Below are 16173 nucleotides of genomic sequence, written 5' to 3'. Positions count from 1 at the left end.
AGCCTTTATCCTGCTACTGTCTTTGCACTTCGCATCAACGACAGTGCTCACACCATGACCAACCCTACGCCTGATCCTCAAGCCGTTTGTGCCCCGATCACCAAAAGCGCGATTTTCATCGTGGCCACCGTGGCACCCGGCAGCGATGCCGCGGAAAAAGTCCGCGGCTGGTGTGGCGATATCGCCGCCCTCACCCGCTCCGTCGGCAAACGCGTGCCGACCGGTTACCTGTCCTGCGTTTGCGGCTTTGGTTCCAGCGCCTGGGACACGCTCTTCGGCACCCCACGTCCGAATGCGCTGCACCCCTTCCGCGAATTCGGTGACGAAGGACGCCGCGCGGTGGCAACGCCGGGGGACATCCTCCTGCACATTCGTGCGGACCAGATGGACCTGTGTTTCGAACTGGCCACGCAGTTGCTCTCGGCGCTGGGCGATGCGGTTTCGGTGGTCGATGAGGTCCAGGGTTTCCGCTATTTCGACATGCGCAGCATCATCGGTTTTGTCGACGGCACGGAAAATCCGGATGATCGGCACATGGCCAAATTCACCATTATTGGCGATGAAGACCCGGCGTTTGCCGGCGGCAGCTACGTGCTGGTGCAGAAGTACCTGCACAAGATGGACGCGTGGAACGCGCTGTCCGTCGAGGCGCAGGAACGCGTGATCGGGCGGACCAAGCTGTCGGATATCGAACTCGATGATGCGGCCAAGCCAAGCAATTCCCACAGCGCCTTGACCACCATCACCCAGGACGGCCAGGAAGTGAAAATTCTGCGCGACAATATGCCGTTCGGCCGGCCTGGCGCGGGCGAGTTCGGCACGTACTTCATCGGCTATGCGCGCTCGCCGGAGCCGATTGAGCTGATGCTGGAGAACATGTTTGTCGGCCGGCCTGCGGGCAACTATGACCGTTTGCTGGACTTCAGCACGGCGGTCACGGGCGGGTTGTTCTTTGTGCCTGCTGCGGATTTGCTGGAAGAGCTGGCGGATCGCGAGTCATAAATAATCCCCCTGTGGGAGCGGGCTTGCTCGCGAAGGCGGAGTGTCAGCCAACATCAATATTGACTGATCCAGCGCTTTCGCGAGCAAGCCCGCTCCCACAAGGGTTGTGGTGTTAATTCAATCTTTGTAAGCGGTATCAGTCCGCTCAAGTTGCCGGATCAACGCATTCCAGTGCCGCGCCACGCCCGGCCCAGTTCCACTCTTGAATGCCTCCGCCTGCTGCTCGACCTTGGCCACCACTTCGGCCGGCGGGAACACCAGTTCGGCATTGCCCCCGGCCTGGGCCGCGATCTGGATATTGCAGGCGCGCTCCAGGCTTTGCAGTTGCTGGAACGCGTGTTCAACGCTGACACCCGCCGTCAGCAAACCGTGGTTACGCAGGATCAACACACTTTTATCCCCCAGGTCCGCCACCAGCCGTTCACGCTCGTCGAGGTCCAGGGCAATGCCTTCGTATCCGTGATAGGCCACTCGCCCGGAAAAAGCGATGGAATGCTGGGAGATCGGCAACAGCCCGTCGCGCTGAGCCGAGACCGCGATGCCGTCGCGGGTGTGGGTGTGCAGGACGGCTTGCAGGTCGGGACGCGCGCCGTGGATGGCGCTGTGGATCACGTAGCCGGCGTAGTTGATGCCGAGGCCGGTGGGGTCGTCGACGATGGTGCCGTCGAGGTCGACCTTGACCAGGTTGGAGGCGCTGATTTCATCGAACAGCAGCCCGAAGGCGTTGATCAGGAAATGCTCTTCAGGCCCCGGCACCCGTGCGGAAAAGTGCGTGTAGATGTGGTCGGTCCACTTGAACAACGCCGCCAGCCGATAGGCCGCGGCCAGTTTGACCCGTACTTCCCATTCTTCAGGGGTGACGCGCTGGCGAACATTTTTCGAGACACTGGACAACGGGCTGACGCTGCTCATGGCAAAACTTCCTGGATGGCCTTAAGAATTGCAGCCAGCCTATGGGAAGCAAAAAAATAATAAAAAGCACATTTTAATCTAAGCTAATTATCATTTTTTTTTATGTCTTAAGCCCTCCGTCATGCGGCGCTCTTGATCTTCTGCAGCGAGCCGGCGACCAGTTTGCCAAAGGCATCCACCGGTCCTTGCAGGTTGCCGAGGAAGTGCGGGTAGATCAGCCACAGGTCCATCACCGGTTTGAAATCCTTGAGCGGCACCACCGCCAACTGATCGAAATGCGCACTACGTTCCAGCAGCGGACGCGGCACCAAGCCGAGGCCCAGGCCATCGGCGACCAGGCCCAGCTGCAACTCGGTGCCGAAGGTTTCCAGGTTGACCCGCAGCGCCAGACCTTGATCCGATAAGGTCCGCTGCAACCCGGCGCGGAAACCGCAGCCGTCGGGATTGAGAATCCAGCCACTCTGGTAAACGTCGGCCAGTTTGCACGGACGCTTGGGCACCTCGGCCTTGGCGCAGACCACCACCAGTTCCATCTTGCCGATGGACTCGCCGACGATGTTGTCCGGGAAAATCTTGCCCGCCGGGAACAGCGCTGCCGCCGCGTCGAGTTCACCGCGTTCGATCTTGCCCACCAGTTGACTGCCCCAGCCCGTCGCCACTTGGGCGCGCAATTCCGGGTACTCGACGCGCAGATGCTTGAGGGCATCGAGCAGCACCACGTCGCCGATGGTTTGCGGCACGCCCAGGCGCAGCAGCCCGGTGGGCGGTGCGTCCGTCGCCACGAGTTCACGCAATGCGTCCATCTCCCGAAGGATCAAACGGCACTGTTCATACACCCGGGTTCCGATCAAAGTAGGCTTGAGCGGTTTGGTGTTGCGGTCGAACAATTCCACGCCCAACGCTTGCTCGAAGTTCTGCACCCGCCGGGTAATCGCGGGTTGAGTCAGTTGCAACGACTCGGCGGCATGGCTGATGGACTGGCAACGGATCACTTCGACGAAGGCATCGATATCATCAATTTTCATTTGGGCCGCACATAGAGAACAGTCAATAAGATGTCTGAAAAGCATAGTTCCATTGCTGGCATCTGGATAGCCCGAAGCGTACGTGTGCCTCTATCGATAACGTCTAACGCTATTCAGATGGGTTCTAAATTCCTTTCAGCTATAACCTAATCATATAAAAATTGCATATTAAGACCAATCATTATGCTTAGATAACCACAACAACCTTCGAAACCAACGATGGAATCGCCATGACCCAGGCCCGACACCCGGAGAGACTCAGAGCATTCATAGGCGCCCTGGCGGAATTGATCGACAGCAACCCGCGCGAGGGTGACCTGTTGCATCGCGGCGGCAAACTGCTCGGCCAACTGGTCAGCCATGACGACTGGCTGCCGGAAGATTTTGCCCGCCCCGACCCGGAGCGCTATCAGCAATACCTGCTGCACGCCGATTCGCGGCAGCGTTTCAGTGTGGTCAGTTTTGTCTGGGGGCCGGGACAACGCACGCCGATCCACGATCATCGGGTCTGGGGCCTGATCGGCATGTTGCGCGGTGCAGAGTATTCCCAGGGGTTCGCCCGTCACACCGACGGCACGCTGGTGCCCGAGGGCAACCGGATTCAGTTGCAACCCGGTCAGGTCGAGGCCGTGTCGCCGAAGATTGGCGACATCCATCAAGTCAGCAACGCGTTTGAAGATCAGGTCTCGATCAGCATTCATGTCTACGGCGCCAACATCGGTGCCGTGCGCCGCGCGGTGTATCAGCCCGACGGCAGCGAGAAACTGTTTATCTCCGGTTATTCCAACGCCTTTCTCCCCAACATCTGGGATCTGTCCAAAGAGAGCCAAGCCCTATGAGCAACGTACTGACCCGCACCTTCGCCGACATTCGCAAGGCTCTGCTGAAGAAGGAAGAACTGGCCCTCGTGGATGTGCGTGAAGAAGCGCCTTTCGCTGAGGCGCACCCATTGTTCGCGGCCAATATTCCCTTGTCGAAACTTGAGCTGGAGGTGTACTCGCGGATTCCACGGCTCGACACCGCCGTGACGGTCTACGACAACGGCGAAGGGTTGGCACAGATCGCCGCACAGCGCCTGCAAGGTTTGGGCTATGTAAATGTCGCCCTGCTGGAAGGTGGCCTGGACGGTTGGCGCCGGGCCGGTGGCGAGTTGTTTATCGACGTCAACGTGCCGAGCAAAGCGTTTGGTGAACTGGTGGAAAGCCAGCGCCATACGCCGTCCCTGGCGGCGGAAGAGGTTCAGGCGCTGCTCGACAGCGAAGCCGACGTGGTGGTGCTGGATGCCAGGCGCTTCGACGAGTACCAGACCATGAGCATTCCCACCGGGATCAGCGTTCCGGGCGCGGAACTGGTGTTGCGTGCCCGCGAACTGGCGCCGGACCCGACGACGCGGATCATCGTCAACTGCGCCGGGCGTACCCGCAGCATTATCGGCACTCAATCGCTGATCAACTCAGGCATTCCGAACCCGGTGTCGGCCTTGCGCAACGGCACCATCGGCTGGACCCTCGCCGGTCAACAACTGCAACACGGTCAGTCACGCCGATTTGCACCGACCAGCGAAGAACACCGGCACATTGCCGCTCAGGATGCCCGTCGCGTTGCCGACAACGCCCTGGTCGGTCGCGCCAGCCTGGCAGATTTTCAGCGTTGGCAGCAGGAATCGACCCGCAGCACTTACCTGTTCGACGTGCGTACGCCGGAGGAATTCGAAGCGGGTCACCTACCCGCTGCACGCTCGACCCCCGGCGGCCAACTGGTGCAGGAAACCGATCACTTCGCCAGTGTGCGCGGCGCACGTCTGGTGTTGGTGGATGACGACGGCGTGCGCGCCAACATGTCGGCGTCCTGGCTGTCGCAACTGGGTTGGGAGGTGCATGTGCTGGACGATGCGCAGCCTGCGCATTTCAGCGAAAAAGGTGCCTGGCAGGCGCCGGCCCCTGCACCCCGGCAAGCCGAGGAAATCAGCCCGGAAACCCTGGCCGAATGGCTGACCCATGGCGACAGCGTGGTGCTGGATTTCACCAGCAGCGCCAACTATGTCAAACGCCACATCCCCGGCGCGTGGTGGGCATTGCGCGGGCAGTTGCGTGAAGCGCTGGCCAATGTGCCAAAAGCAGAACGCTACGTCCTGACCTGTGGCAGCAGCCAATTGGCTCGGCTGGCCGTGGCTGACGTCGAGGCCTTGACCGGAAAACCGGTGTTCCTGCTCAAGGGCGGCACGGCCAGCTGGATCGCTGCACAACTGCCGTTGGAGGAAGGCGAAACGCACCTGGCCTCGCCGCGCATCGACCGCTATCGCCGCCCGTACGAAGGCACCGACAGCCCGCGCGAAGCGATGCAAGCCTATCTGGATTGGGAATATGGCTTGGTCGCGCAACTGGCTCGCGACGCCACCCATGGCTTTTTCGTAATCTAACTACAACCCGTTGTAGCAGCTGCCGAGCAGCGCGAGGCTGCGTTCGGCGGCGAAGCCGTCGCAAACCCTGTGCACGCGGTTTATCTGAAACACTGCGTCGCCCGATTTCACGACGGCTTCGCCGCCGAACGCTGCCTCGCGCTGCTCGACAGCTGCTACAAAAACACGTCACACACACAAACATCCGACCCCTCTCCAGGCGGAGGCTGAACCCACAACCGAGAGGAGTTTCACCATGCCTTCTGCCTTGCACCGCACTGACTTACAGCCACAACCAACCTTGCAGGTCACCCGCCTGGAACCGACCATCGGCGCCGAAATCTCCGGGTTCGACTTGAGCCAGCCGCTGACCCCAGCCCTGCGCGATGAACTGCGCCAGTTGCTGCTGGAGCACAAAGTGATTTTCTTCCGCGACCAGGTGATCAGCACCGAACAGCAGATCGCCTTCGCCCGGGAATTCGGTGAGCTGTACGTGCACCCGACCACCCAGCAAAACGATCCGACGCAACCGCAAGCGCACCTGATTCAAGCCCAGGATGAACGCAAGCTTTATGGTCCGAAGATCAGCGGCCGTTGGCACACCGATACCAGTTGGCTGCTGCGCCCGACCCTCGGCGCGATATTGCGCGCCGTGGATTTGCCACCGGTGGGCGGCGATACCTTGTGGGCCGACACCGGCGCGGTGTATCGCGCATTGCCGGATGACCTGCGCGCAGAAATCGACGATGTGTATGTGGTCCACGACTTCAAGAAAGCCCTGGATAAAGTGGGCTACGACTACCCGATCCTGGCGCATCCGCTGGTGCGCACCCACCCGGAAACCGGCGAGGATGGCTTGCTCATCAACTTCTCGCAGAACCCTTCGGTGATCGGCTGGACGCCGGGAAAGAGCAAGCAACTGATCGATCGGCTGCTGCTGGAATTCAACAAGCCCGAGCATCAGGTTCGCTTCAAATGGCGTGAAAACTCCGTGGCGTTCTGGGACAACCGCTCGACGCTGCACTACCCGGTCTACAACTACGGCGATTATCCGCGCCGCATGGAACGGGTCCTCATCGCTTATGACGACATTCCACATCGGGTAAAACGCGCCAACGCGGCCTGACCTCACCCCCCAAGAAAAGACCCGGCAACCCAATGCCGATCAACTAGCCACCAAACGCCCCGTAGCAGCTGCCGAGCCTGCGAGGCTGCGTTCGGCTGCGCAGCAGTCGTGAAACCAGTCGACGCGGTGTTTCAGGCAGACCGCGTGTTCAGGTTTGGCGACTGCTTCGCAGCCGAACGCAGCCTCGTACCTCGACAGCTGCTACGAGCCCAACGCAGCCTTGTGCCTCGACAGCTGCTACGAGCCCAACGCAGCCTTGTGCCTCGACAGCTGCTACGAGCCGAACGCAGCCTCGTGCCTCGACAGCTGCTACGAGCCGAACGCAGCCTCGTGCCTCGGCAGCTGCTACGGGAAGCATGTTTGGCTGGCGATTTTTAGCTGATCGGTATTTTTGCCTGTGCGTGCAATCTTTCAGGAATTCGCGTCATGACCTCATCCAGCCCCCGAGTGAAATACGATTATTACGCCGCCGCAGCCTTGAGCCTGCTGACGGCAAGCCTTCAGGTGCATGCCGAAACCAGTGAGCCGGACAAAACCCTGAGCACCGTGGTGGTGACCGGCAATCGTGGCAATCAACCGCGCACCATCACCGACAGCCCTTCGCCGATCGATGTGATCAGCGCCGAGCAACTGCAAGCCAGCGGCAAAGTCGGCCTCAAGGAATTGCTCGCACGCCTGCTGCCCTCCTTCAACCTGCCGGCGATCAATGGCGGCGGGACGTCCTGGTCGGTGCGCGGCGTGACCATGCGCGGTCTGTCCGGGGATCAGGTGCTGGTGCTGGTCAACGGCAAACGCCGGCACAACACCGCGCTGATCAACAACCTGGCGCGCATCGGCACGGCGGCGGTGCCGGTCAACCTCGACCTGATTCCGGTCTCGGCCATCGATCATATCGAGGTGCTGCGCGACGGCGCCTCGGCGCAATATGGCTCGGATGCCATCGCCGGGGTGATCAACATCATTCTCAAGGAAAACGACAGCGGTGGCAGCGCCGAAACCTCGTTCGGACGCTACGGCAGTGGCGATGGCGACACCGTGCACCAGACGGTCAACTACGGCCTGGCGCTGCCAAATGACGGATTCGCCAACCTGGCGCTGGACAGCAAGGAACAGGAACCCTTCGACCGCACCGGCAGTGCCACCGGCAATCTTTATTCATCACCCGGTTTCCCCGACAGCCGCGACCAGACCGTCAATCGCCACGGCTGGAACCCGAGCTATGGGCTGGGCCGGGAGAAGGTCACCAACGCCAGCTATAACCTTGAGCTGCCCATTCAGGATGATCTGAAGTTCTACTCGTTCTCCACCGCAAGCTACATGGAAACCACCAAGGTCACCGGCAACTATCGCCCCAACGACATCACGTCCCTGGCGGGCGACCCGAACACGCCCTACCCCGACGGCGTGCACGCGCAACGGCGCAACCGCACCATCGACTTCCAGGTGGCGGGCGGCTTCAAGGGCGAGGTCGGCGGCTGGAACTACGACGCCAGTTCGACCTGGGGCGAGGACGATTCGACCCTGAATGCCAACAACACCCTCAACCCGTCTCTGGGGCCGACCAGCCCGACCTCGTTCAACCTGGCCTCGCAGATTTTCGATCAGTGGACCAACAACCTCGACTTCAGTCGCGGCTTCGACATCGGCCTGAAAAATCCGCTGCAAACTTCCTTCGGATTTGAATACCGCTGGGAGAAATACCAGATCGAGCCGGGTGACTTTGCGTCCTACACCCCCGGTGATTATGTGATCCCCAGCGGACCGTTTGCCGGCCGTACGCCGCTGCCGGGCCTGGCCTCCTACAACGGCACCAGCACCGCCGACGCCGGGGAAATCAGTCGCAGCAACGTCGCCAGTTATGTCGATCTGGGGTTGGACGTGACGGATAAGTGGTACGTCGGCACCGCTGCGCGCTATGAGCATTACACCCAGGACATCGGCAGTACCTGGAGCGGCAAGTTCTCGACCCGCTACAAAATCACCGACGCCTTCGCCCTGCGCGGCACGGTCAACAACGGCTTCCGCGCACCGTCCCTGGCGCAGACTATTTATGCCTCGTCGACTTTCACCTCGGGCGGCGTGGTCAATGGCGAGCAGGTTTCGGTGCCGGTCAAGGTGTTGCCGGTGGACACTCCGGAGGCTCAGGCCCTGGGCGCGGAAAAGCTCAAGCCGGAAAAATCCCTGAACTACAGCCTCGGTTTCACCTACGACCCCACGGCAAACTACCGGTTGACCACCGACCTGTATCAGATCGGTATTCGCGACCGCATCGTCTCCACCAGCCTGTTGGGCGGCCCGGCAGTTTCGCAGATCCTGGTCGCCAACGGCTTGTCGCCGGGACTGTTTGCCCAGTACTACACCAACGCGGTGGACACCCGAACGCGCGGCATCGACATCATCAACGAGTACCGCCAGCAACTGGATGAATACGGCCAGGTGCGCTGGAGCGCCGCCTACAACTGGAACCAGACCAAGATCGAAAAGCTCCAGGACAACCCGGCCAAACTCACCAGCCTGGGCTCGAATTACCAGTTGTTCGACCGCCGTCTGCAGAAGGACCTGACCGTCGCCACGCCGCAATCGAAACTGATCCTGGCGGCTAACTGGAAAGTTACCGACTACAACCTGAACCTGGCGCTGACCCGCTTCGGCAGCTACACCGAGGGCGACAACAACCCGGTGAACGACCGCAAATTCAGCGCCAAATGGATCACCGACCTGGACGCGGCCTACGACCTGACCAAGCACCTGACGGTAGCGTTGGGCGCGAACAACCTGTTCAACGTGTACCCGGATAAAAACGGCATCAAGGATTGGGCCGGCGCCTACAAATACGGACAGTTTTCACCGTTTGGATTTGGCGGCGCGTATTACTACACGCGGTTGGCCTACAACTTCTGACGATGCAGACCTGTGGGAGCGAGCTTGCTCGCGATGGCGGCTGATCAGTCAACGGTGATGTTGCCTGACCCACCGCCTTCGCGAGCAAGCTCGCTCCCACAAGGGATTTGCTGTGCACGCAAATATTGCACACGACGAAGATCCCCTGTGGGAGCGGGCTTGCTCGCGAAGGCGGTTTCAAATTCAACATTGATGTCGGCTGACACGGCGCCTTCGCGAGCAAGCCCGCTCCCACAGGGAATTTGTGTTTCGGCCTCAACTAAATGCATTTATTTCATATTGAACATCCCTATAATCAGCTTACTTAATAATTAGCATATAACCAGAAAGACTTTCCCAAGCGCTTTTTATAGAGATAACGTCAACTCCAGACCGACCCCTTCTCCAGGCGGAGGCAATACGAAGCACAACAACTCGCCTGGAGCATCTCATGTCACTCAAACCACTGTTGTTGAGCCTCTTCTGCACTCTGGGCTTCACCGCCACCAGTCACGCCGCCGACCTGCAACCGCTGCTGGTGGCCAATCAAAAATCCTCGATCAAAGTGCTGCTGGAAGTCTCCGGCGAATTGAAGGATGTGCCCTACGAAATCCAGTTTTCCGAGTTCCCCGCCGCCGCACCGTTAGGCGAGGCGTTGAATGCCGGCGCGGTGGACATCGGCGCCCTCGGCGATGCGCCTTACGTGTTCGCCCTCGGCGCCGGCGCACCGCTGAAAGTCGTCAGCATCATCCACGCCGAAGGTCGCTACACCACCGCGATCCTAGCGCTCAAGGATTCGCCCCTGAACAACGCCAGCGACCTCAAGGGCAAGCGGATCGTCACCACTCGCGGTTCCATCGGCCACTTCCTGGCGATCAAGGCCTTGCGCAGCGTCGGCCTGAGCACCCACGACGTGCAGTTCATCTACCTGCTGCCGAGCGAGTCGCGAATCCTGCTGGACAACGGCAGCGCCGATGCCTGGTCGACCTGGGACCCGTACACCACGATTGCCACCACCCAAAGCCAGGCCAAGGTTCTGGCCAGCGGCGACTCCCTGCTGACCAACCATTTGTACCTCGCCGCCACCAGCCAGGCGATCGCCGGCAAGCGCCAGCAACTCGACGATTTCGTCGCCCGGGTCGATCGCGCCTACCGCTGGATCAACAACCATCCCGAGGAATACGCCGCCGCCCAGGCCAAGGTCACCGGCCTGCCGCTGGCCGTGCACGTCGCCGTGGCCAAGGGCACGCACATGCAGCCAGTCACCATTGACGACACAGTGATCAAAGGCCTGCAAACCACTGCGGACATCTATCAGGAAGAAGGAATTCTGACCAAACACATCGACGTCTCCCAAGGCTTCGACAAGAGCTTCAACGCCCAGCGTGCCCCGACCACCCAGGCATCGCGCTAATTCAGGAGTAGAACCATGAGCAAACAACGTCAATTGAAACTCGGCGCGATGGTGCATGGCGTCGGCCACGGCTGGGGCGAATGGCGCCACCCGCAGGCGCAGCCCAACGCCAGCGTGAACTTCGATTTCTACAAGCAGCAGACGCAACTGGCCGAAGGCGCGAAGTTCGACTTCGTGTTTATCGCCGACAGCCTGCACATCCACGAAAAATCCAGCCCGCACTACCTCAATCGCTTCGAGCCGCTGACCATCCTCTCGGCGCTGGCGGCCACCACAAAACATATCGGCCTGGTGGCGACCGTCACCGTCAGCTACACCGAACCGTTCCAGGTCGCACGCCAGTTCGCCTCCCTGGACCACATCAGCGGCGGTCGCGCCGGTTGGAACGTGGTGACCTCGTGGCTCAGCGGCACCGCCGATAACTTCGGCAAGACCGAGCATCCGCCGCATGCCGTGCGCTACCGCATCGCCAAGGAGCACGTGAATGTGGTCAAGGGTTTGTGGGATTCCTGGGAAGACGACGCCTTCGCCTACAACAAGCAAAGCGGCGAGTTTTTCACCCCCGGCAAATTGCACGCGCTGGAGCACAAGGGTGAATTTTTCTCGGTCAAAGGCCCGCTCAATATTGCGCGCTCGCAGCAAGGTCAGCCGGTGATTTTCCAGGCCGGCACCTCGGAGGACGGACGCAATTTCGCCGCCGAGAACTCCGATGCGATTTTCGTCAGCCCCGAGTCGTTCGACGAAGCCCGCGCCTACTACAACGACCTGAAACAACGCGCCAGCGGTTTCGGCCGGGATGCACAGAAACTGTCGATCCTGCCGGGCATCCGCCCGATCGTTGGTCGCGATGAAGCGGAAGTCGAAAGCCGTTATCAGCAAGCAGTGGAGCTGGTGGGCATCGAGGATGCGATTGTCGCGCTCGGCCGGCCATTCAATGACCATGACTTCAGCCAGTATCCATTGGACGCACCGTTCCCCGAACTGGGTGATCTGGGTTCCAACAGCCAGAAAGGCGGGTCCGACCGGATCAAACAATTGGCCAAGGACGAAGGCCTGACCTTGCGCCAGGTCGCCCTGCGCTTCTCACGACCACGTCGAGACTTCGTCGGCACGCCGGAGCAGGTCGCCGATGCGTTGCAGACCTGGTTCGAAGAAGGCGCCGCCGACGGCTTCATCATCAACTCGCTGCTGCCCGATGGCCTGCAATATTTCACCGAACTGGTGGTGCCGGTGCTGCAACAGCGCGGTCTGTTCCGCGACGAGTACAGCGGCTCCACCTTGCGTGACAACCTTGGGCTCGACGTGCCCGCCAACCGTCACACCACCCCTCAAGTTCAAGAGAAAAGCGAGGCAGTGGCATGAGCGAATCCCTCAATCAACTGCTCGCGAACCTGCATGCCGAACGCGTGGCGACCTGGGAGCCGGCGGCCCTGCAAATCAATATCGATCAGCGTCAACGCTTGGTGGATGAAGCCAGGGTCGACGATTTCGTCAGGGTCGGCGACACGCTGGAGCCGTTCACTTTGCTGAAGGTCGAAGGCGGCAGCCTGAGCCGTGACGAATTGCTCGCGAACGGTCCGGCGGTGCTGATTTTCTTCCGCTTCGCCGGCTGCCCGGCGTGCAACATCGCCCTGCCCTTTTACCAGCGCCGGCTCTATCCGCAATTGCATGCGCTGGGGGTGCCGCTGGTGGCGGTCAGCCCGCAAGTGCCGGAGCGCCTGATCGAAATCAAGACCCGCCACACCCTCGACCTGCAAGTAGCCAGCGACCCGGATAACCAGCTCGGCCGGCGCCTGGGCATTCTTTACAGCTTCGATGAAGCCTCGCGTAACGCCGCGCTGGCCAAAGGCAAGAGTATCGGCGAAACCACCGGCACCGGCACCTGGGAATTGCCGCAGCCGACCGTGGTGGTGATCGCCCGGGACGGCAGCGTGGCCTTCGCCGAGGTCAGCCCCGACTGGCTGGTGCGCACCGAAGCCGACCCGGTGCTGCACGCCGTTGAACAACTGCTGGGGCAAACCGCCTTGCAACTCGCTATCTGACCAGAGTCTGACCATGACGAAAAACATCTCACAGGGGCAGTTCAATCGTCGCGGCTTCCTGACGGCCAGTTCGATTGCCGTCGGCGCGCTGGGGTTGTCCTCGCTCGGCTTGAGCCCGCGTGCATTCGCGCAAAACACCCTGCTCTCGGACGTGACCCTGGGCGTCGCCACCTATCGCGGCCAGGAATCGTACTTCACCGAAGACGCCGGCACCGCCAACCGCCCTTACAAGGTCGATTACGCGGAATTTGCCGGCGGCAACCTGATCGTCGAAGCACTGGCCTCGGGCAGTCTGGATATCGGTTCCATGAGCGAAATCCCGCCGATTTTCTCGATCCAGAGCCATCGCCAACCGAAGCTGATCGCGGTGATTCAGGGCGACGTGAACAACCAAGTGTTCCTGATTCCCAAGGATTCAAAACTCGAATCCGTCGGCCAGTTGCGCGGCAAACGCGTCGGGTACGTGCGCTCGACCACTTCGCACTACTTTCTGATCAAGGCCCTGAAGGAACAGGGCCTGACCATGAAGGACATCACCGCAGTCGCGCTCACGCCGCAGGATGGCTTCAGCGCGTTCCAGAGCGGCCAGCTCGATGCGTGGGTGATTTATGGGGTGTTTATCCAGTTGGCGAAATTCCGCAGCGGCGCCCGGGTGTTGAAGACTGCGCAGGGTTATTTGTCCGGCAACTATCTGATGGCCGCCCGCCCCGCCGCTCTCGAAGACCCGCTGCGCAAGCAGGCGATTCAGGACTATGTGCAACGCACCGCACGCACACTGGAATGGATCAACAACAACCCCGAGCCGTGGGCGAGCAAATCCGCGCAGTTGCTCGGCGTCGACAAAGCGGTGTTCCTCGACATGTACAACAGCCGCAGCCAGCCGTGGAAAGTCCTCGAAGTGGACGATCAGGCGATTGCCTCGCAGCAGGAAGTCGCGGATCTGTTCTTTGATGCCGGGGTGCTGAGTGAACGGCTGGATGTCGGGCCGTTGTGGGATCGGCAGTTCAAGTTGTTGCCGATATGAGTCCTAAGGCCGAGCGCAAAACCCTGTGGCGAGGGGGTTTACCCCCGTTCGGCTGCGAAGCAGTCGCAAAACCTGCTGGCACGGTATGACTGAAAAAATGCTGGGGCCGCTTCGCGACCCAACGGGGGTAAACCCCCTCGCCACAGTTGATTGCGCCGGCATAGATATCGATTCCAAGCCATTTTTGATCGAGTGATTCCATCATGAGTCTTTCTTCTCAACACGCCCCGCCGCTGCGCTCCATCGAAGCGGCCAATTTCGAAGCACTGCTGGAAACCCTCGGCGCACAACTCGGCGCCACGGCGCACGTCTATGACGAAAGCGGCGCCTTCCCCCACGACAATTTCAAGCTGCTGCACGAGCACGGTCTGGTCGCGCTGACCGTGCCCAAAGCCCTCGGCGGTGGCGGCGCGAGTCTGGTTCAGGCACGTAAGGCAATCAGCGCAATCGCCAAGGGTGAACCCTCGACAGCGTTGATCCTGGTGATGCAATACCTGCAACACACACGCCTGCAGGACAGCAAAACCTGGCCCGAAACCCTGCGTCTGCAAGTGGCCCGAGACGCCGTCGAGCACGGCGCGCTGATCAATGCCTTGCGGGTCGAGCCCGACCTAGGCACCCCGGCTCGCGGTGGGTTGCCGGCAACGGTTGCCCGACGCACGTCCGCCGGTTGGCGCATCAGCGGGCGCAAGATCTATTCCACCGGCAGCCATGGCCTGACGTGGTTCAGCGTCTGGGCGCGCAGCACCGATGAAGATCCGCTAGTCGGCGCCTGGCTGGTGCACAAGGACACGCCGGGGATCAGCATCATCGACGACTGGGATCACCTCGGCATGCGCGCCACGTGCAGCCATGAAGTGGTATTCAACAACGTGCTGGTGCCGCTGGATCACGCCGTCAGCGTCAGCCCGTGGAGTGCGCCGCAACCGGAACTGGATGGCGATGGCTTCCTGTGGATGTCGGTGTTGCTGTCGTCGGTCTACGACGGCGTTGCCCAAGCTGCCCGCGACTGGTTGGTCGGCTGGCTCGAACAACGCAAGCCATCCAACCTCGGTGCGGCACTCTCCACCTTGCCGCGTTTTCAGGAGACCGTCGGCCACATCGACACGTTGCTGTTCGCCAATCGCAGCCTGCTGGATGCCGCCGCCGAGGGCCGCACCCCCGCGAGCAACGCCGCGCAGCTGAAATTCCTGGTGACCGGCAACGCGATCCGCGCCGTAGAGCTGGCCATTGAAGCATCCGGCAATCCCGGTCTGTCGCGGCACAATCCGCTGCAACGGCATTACCGCGATGTGCTGTGCAGTCGCGTCCACACCCCGCAAAACGACGCCGTGCTGCAAGGCGTCGGCAAAGCCGTATTCGCCCAGCGCCAGCCAAAGGACAGCCAATGAGCCAGCTCGTGATCGCCAGCCAACTGGACGCAGATTTCAATGAGGTGATCCGCCAACGCCTCGCCCTCACACACCCGGGCGCTGAGGTATTGGACGTCCCGGCCGGCGTGCCCAGCGACTTGCCAGCCGAGGTCAGCATTCTGCTGGCGCGGCCAATCAACGTGCGCGGTTACCTGGCGCCGGACACACCGCCACCGGGTTGGCCCTACGGTTTGAAGTGGATTCAAGTGGTGTCGTCCGGCATCGACTTCTACCCCAAATGGCTGTTCAACGGCCCGCCAGTCAGCACTTCGCGCGGCAGCGCCGCCGAGAACATCGCCGAGTTCGCCCTGGCTGCGATCTTCGCCGCCGCCAAGCATCTGCCGGACATCTGGGTGCATGACTCACAGTGGAATTTCACCGCACTGACGCCGCTCAAGGGCACCACATTGGGGATTCTCGGTTTCGGCGCGATTGGCCGCAGCCTGGCGACCAAGGCCCATGCCTTGGGCATTAATGTGGTCGCGTTGCGACAGAGTGAAACGCCATTCGAGGTCGAAGGCGTAGAGTCCGCGCGGGATATCCATGATCTGTTTGCCCGCGCCGATCACCTGGTGCTGGCCGCGCCTTTGACCGGTGCGACGCGGCATATCGTCAACAGCGCGGTGCTGGCCAGCGCCAAGCCAGGCCTGCACCTGATCAACATTGCCCGGGGTGGTTTGCTCGATCACGGGGCGTTGCTTGAAGCGCTGGACAGCGGCGCGATTGGACTCGCTTCGCTGGATGTGACCGAGCCGGAACCGCTACCCGATGGACATCCGCTCTACTCCCACCCTAGGGTTCGCCTGTCGCCGCACACCTCGGCGATTTCCAGCAACAGCCGGCATGAGATTGCGGACAGTTTCCTGGCCAATCTTGAGCGCTTCTTGAATGGGTTGGCGCCGGAGAATCTGGCGAACGTACAGCGCGGGTATTGATTC

General features: G+C 61.1%; 13 protein-coding genes. 11 read left to right on the top strand and 2 right to left on the bottom strand.

Features of this window, described 5'->3' with window-relative positions; translation table 11 throughout:
* Positions 1 to 54 precede the first annotated feature (54 nt).
* Positions 55 to 1002, top strand: coding sequence for a Dyp-type peroxidase (locus tag NK667_RS09175; protein WP_054614455.1), 948 nt, complete (start codon positions 55 to 57; stop codon positions 1000 to 1002).
* A 117-nt stretch (positions 1003 to 1119) separates the two neighbouring features.
* Here the strand turns inward: NK667_RS09175 and NK667_RS09170 are convergent, their stop codons facing one another.
* Together NK667_RS09170 and NK667_RS09165 are read right to left on the bottom strand one after the other, a co-directional pair.
* Positions 1120 to 1914: a class II aldolase/adducin family protein gene (locus NK667_RS09170; protein ID WP_054614454.1), complete on the bottom strand. Its 795-nt coding sequence runs from the start codon at positions 1912 to 1914 to the stop codon at positions 1120 to 1122.
* Between the two features lie 119 nt (positions 1915 to 2033).
* Positions 2034 to 2939: a LysR family transcriptional regulator gene (locus tag NK667_RS09165; RefSeq protein WP_054614453.1), complete on the bottom strand. Its 906-nt coding sequence runs from the start codon at positions 2937 to 2939 to the stop codon at positions 2034 to 2036.
* 230 nt (positions 2940 to 3169) lie between these two features.
* Here NK667_RS09165 and NK667_RS09160 point away from each other — a divergent pair, with 230 nt between their 5' ends.
* The 10 genes from NK667_RS09160 (at position 3170) to NK667_RS09115 (ending at position 16170) form a co-directional block, all read left to right on the top strand.
* Positions 3170 to 3778 carry a cysteine dioxygenase family protein gene (locus tag NK667_RS09160; protein ID WP_054614452.1) on the top strand — a complete coding sequence of 203 codons (609 nt, stop codon included), beginning with the start codon at positions 3170 to 3172 and terminating at the stop codon, positions 3776 to 3778.
* The gene (locus NK667_RS09155) at positions 3775 to 5358 is read left to right on the top strand and encodes a rhodanese-related sulfurtransferase (protein ID WP_054614451.1); all 1584 of its coding nucleotides are present in this window, start codon (positions 3775 to 3777) and stop codon (positions 5356 to 5358) included. Before NK667_RS09160 ends, NK667_RS09155 begins: the two co-directional genes overlap by 4 nt.
* Before the next feature lie 235 nt (positions 5359 to 5593).
* Positions 5594 to 6463: a TauD/TfdA dioxygenase family protein gene (locus NK667_RS09150; RefSeq protein WP_054614450.1), complete on the top strand. Its 870-nt coding sequence runs from the start codon at positions 5594 to 5596 to the stop codon at positions 6461 to 6463.
* Positions 6464 to 6889: 426 nt separating this feature from the next.
* Positions 6890 to 9364 (top strand): TonB-dependent receptor plug domain-containing protein, encoded by a 2475-nt coding sequence (locus NK667_RS09145; protein ID WP_054050705.1) that lies wholly within the window; start codon positions 6890 to 6892, stop codon positions 9362 to 9364.
* Between the two features lie 430 nt (positions 9365 to 9794).
* Positions 9795 to 10757: an ABC transporter substrate-binding protein gene (locus tag NK667_RS09140; protein ID WP_054614449.1), complete on the top strand. Its 963-nt coding sequence runs from the start codon at positions 9795 to 9797 to the stop codon at positions 10755 to 10757.
* Positions 10758 to 10772: 15 nt separating this feature from the next.
* Positions 10773 to 12119 carry an LLM class flavin-dependent oxidoreductase gene (locus NK667_RS09135; RefSeq protein ID WP_054614448.1) on the top strand — a complete coding sequence of 449 codons (1347 nt, stop codon included), beginning with the start codon at positions 10773 to 10775 and terminating at the stop codon, positions 12117 to 12119.
* Positions 12116 to 12799, top strand: a complete 684-nt coding sequence (locus tag NK667_RS09130) for a peroxiredoxin-like family protein (protein WP_054614447.1) — start codon at positions 12116 to 12118, stop codon at positions 12797 to 12799. The genes NK667_RS09135 and NK667_RS09130 overlap by 4 nt, the downstream gene beginning before the upstream one ends.
* A gap of 13 nt (positions 12800 to 12812) precedes the next feature.
* Positions 12813 to 13823 (top strand): ABC transporter substrate-binding protein, encoded by a 1011-nt coding sequence (locus NK667_RS09125; protein WP_054614446.1) that lies wholly within the window; start codon positions 12813 to 12815, stop codon positions 13821 to 13823.
* 203 nt (positions 13824 to 14026) lie between these two features.
* A complete protein-coding gene (locus tag NK667_RS09120; protein WP_054614445.1) occupies positions 14027 to 15214 on the top strand; it encodes an acyl-CoA dehydrogenase family protein in 1188 nt (395 codons plus the stop codon).
* Entirely contained in the window at positions 15211 to 16170 is a 960-nt protein-coding gene (locus NK667_RS09115; protein ID WP_054050693.1) for a D-isomer specific 2-hydroxyacid dehydrogenase family protein, read from the top strand. Before NK667_RS09120 ends, NK667_RS09115 begins: the two co-directional genes overlap by 4 nt.
* Positions 16171 to 16173: the final 3 nt, after the last annotated feature.

Origin of the sequence: Pseudomonas nunensis (genome assembly GCF_024296925.1) — a bacterium.
Lineage (GTDB): Bacteria > Pseudomonadota > Gammaproteobacteria > Pseudomonadales > Pseudomonadaceae > Aquipseudomonas > Aquipseudomonas nunensis.
Note: the sequence above shows the minus strand (reverse complement) of the source record. Positions and strands in the feature narration are given on the sequence as shown.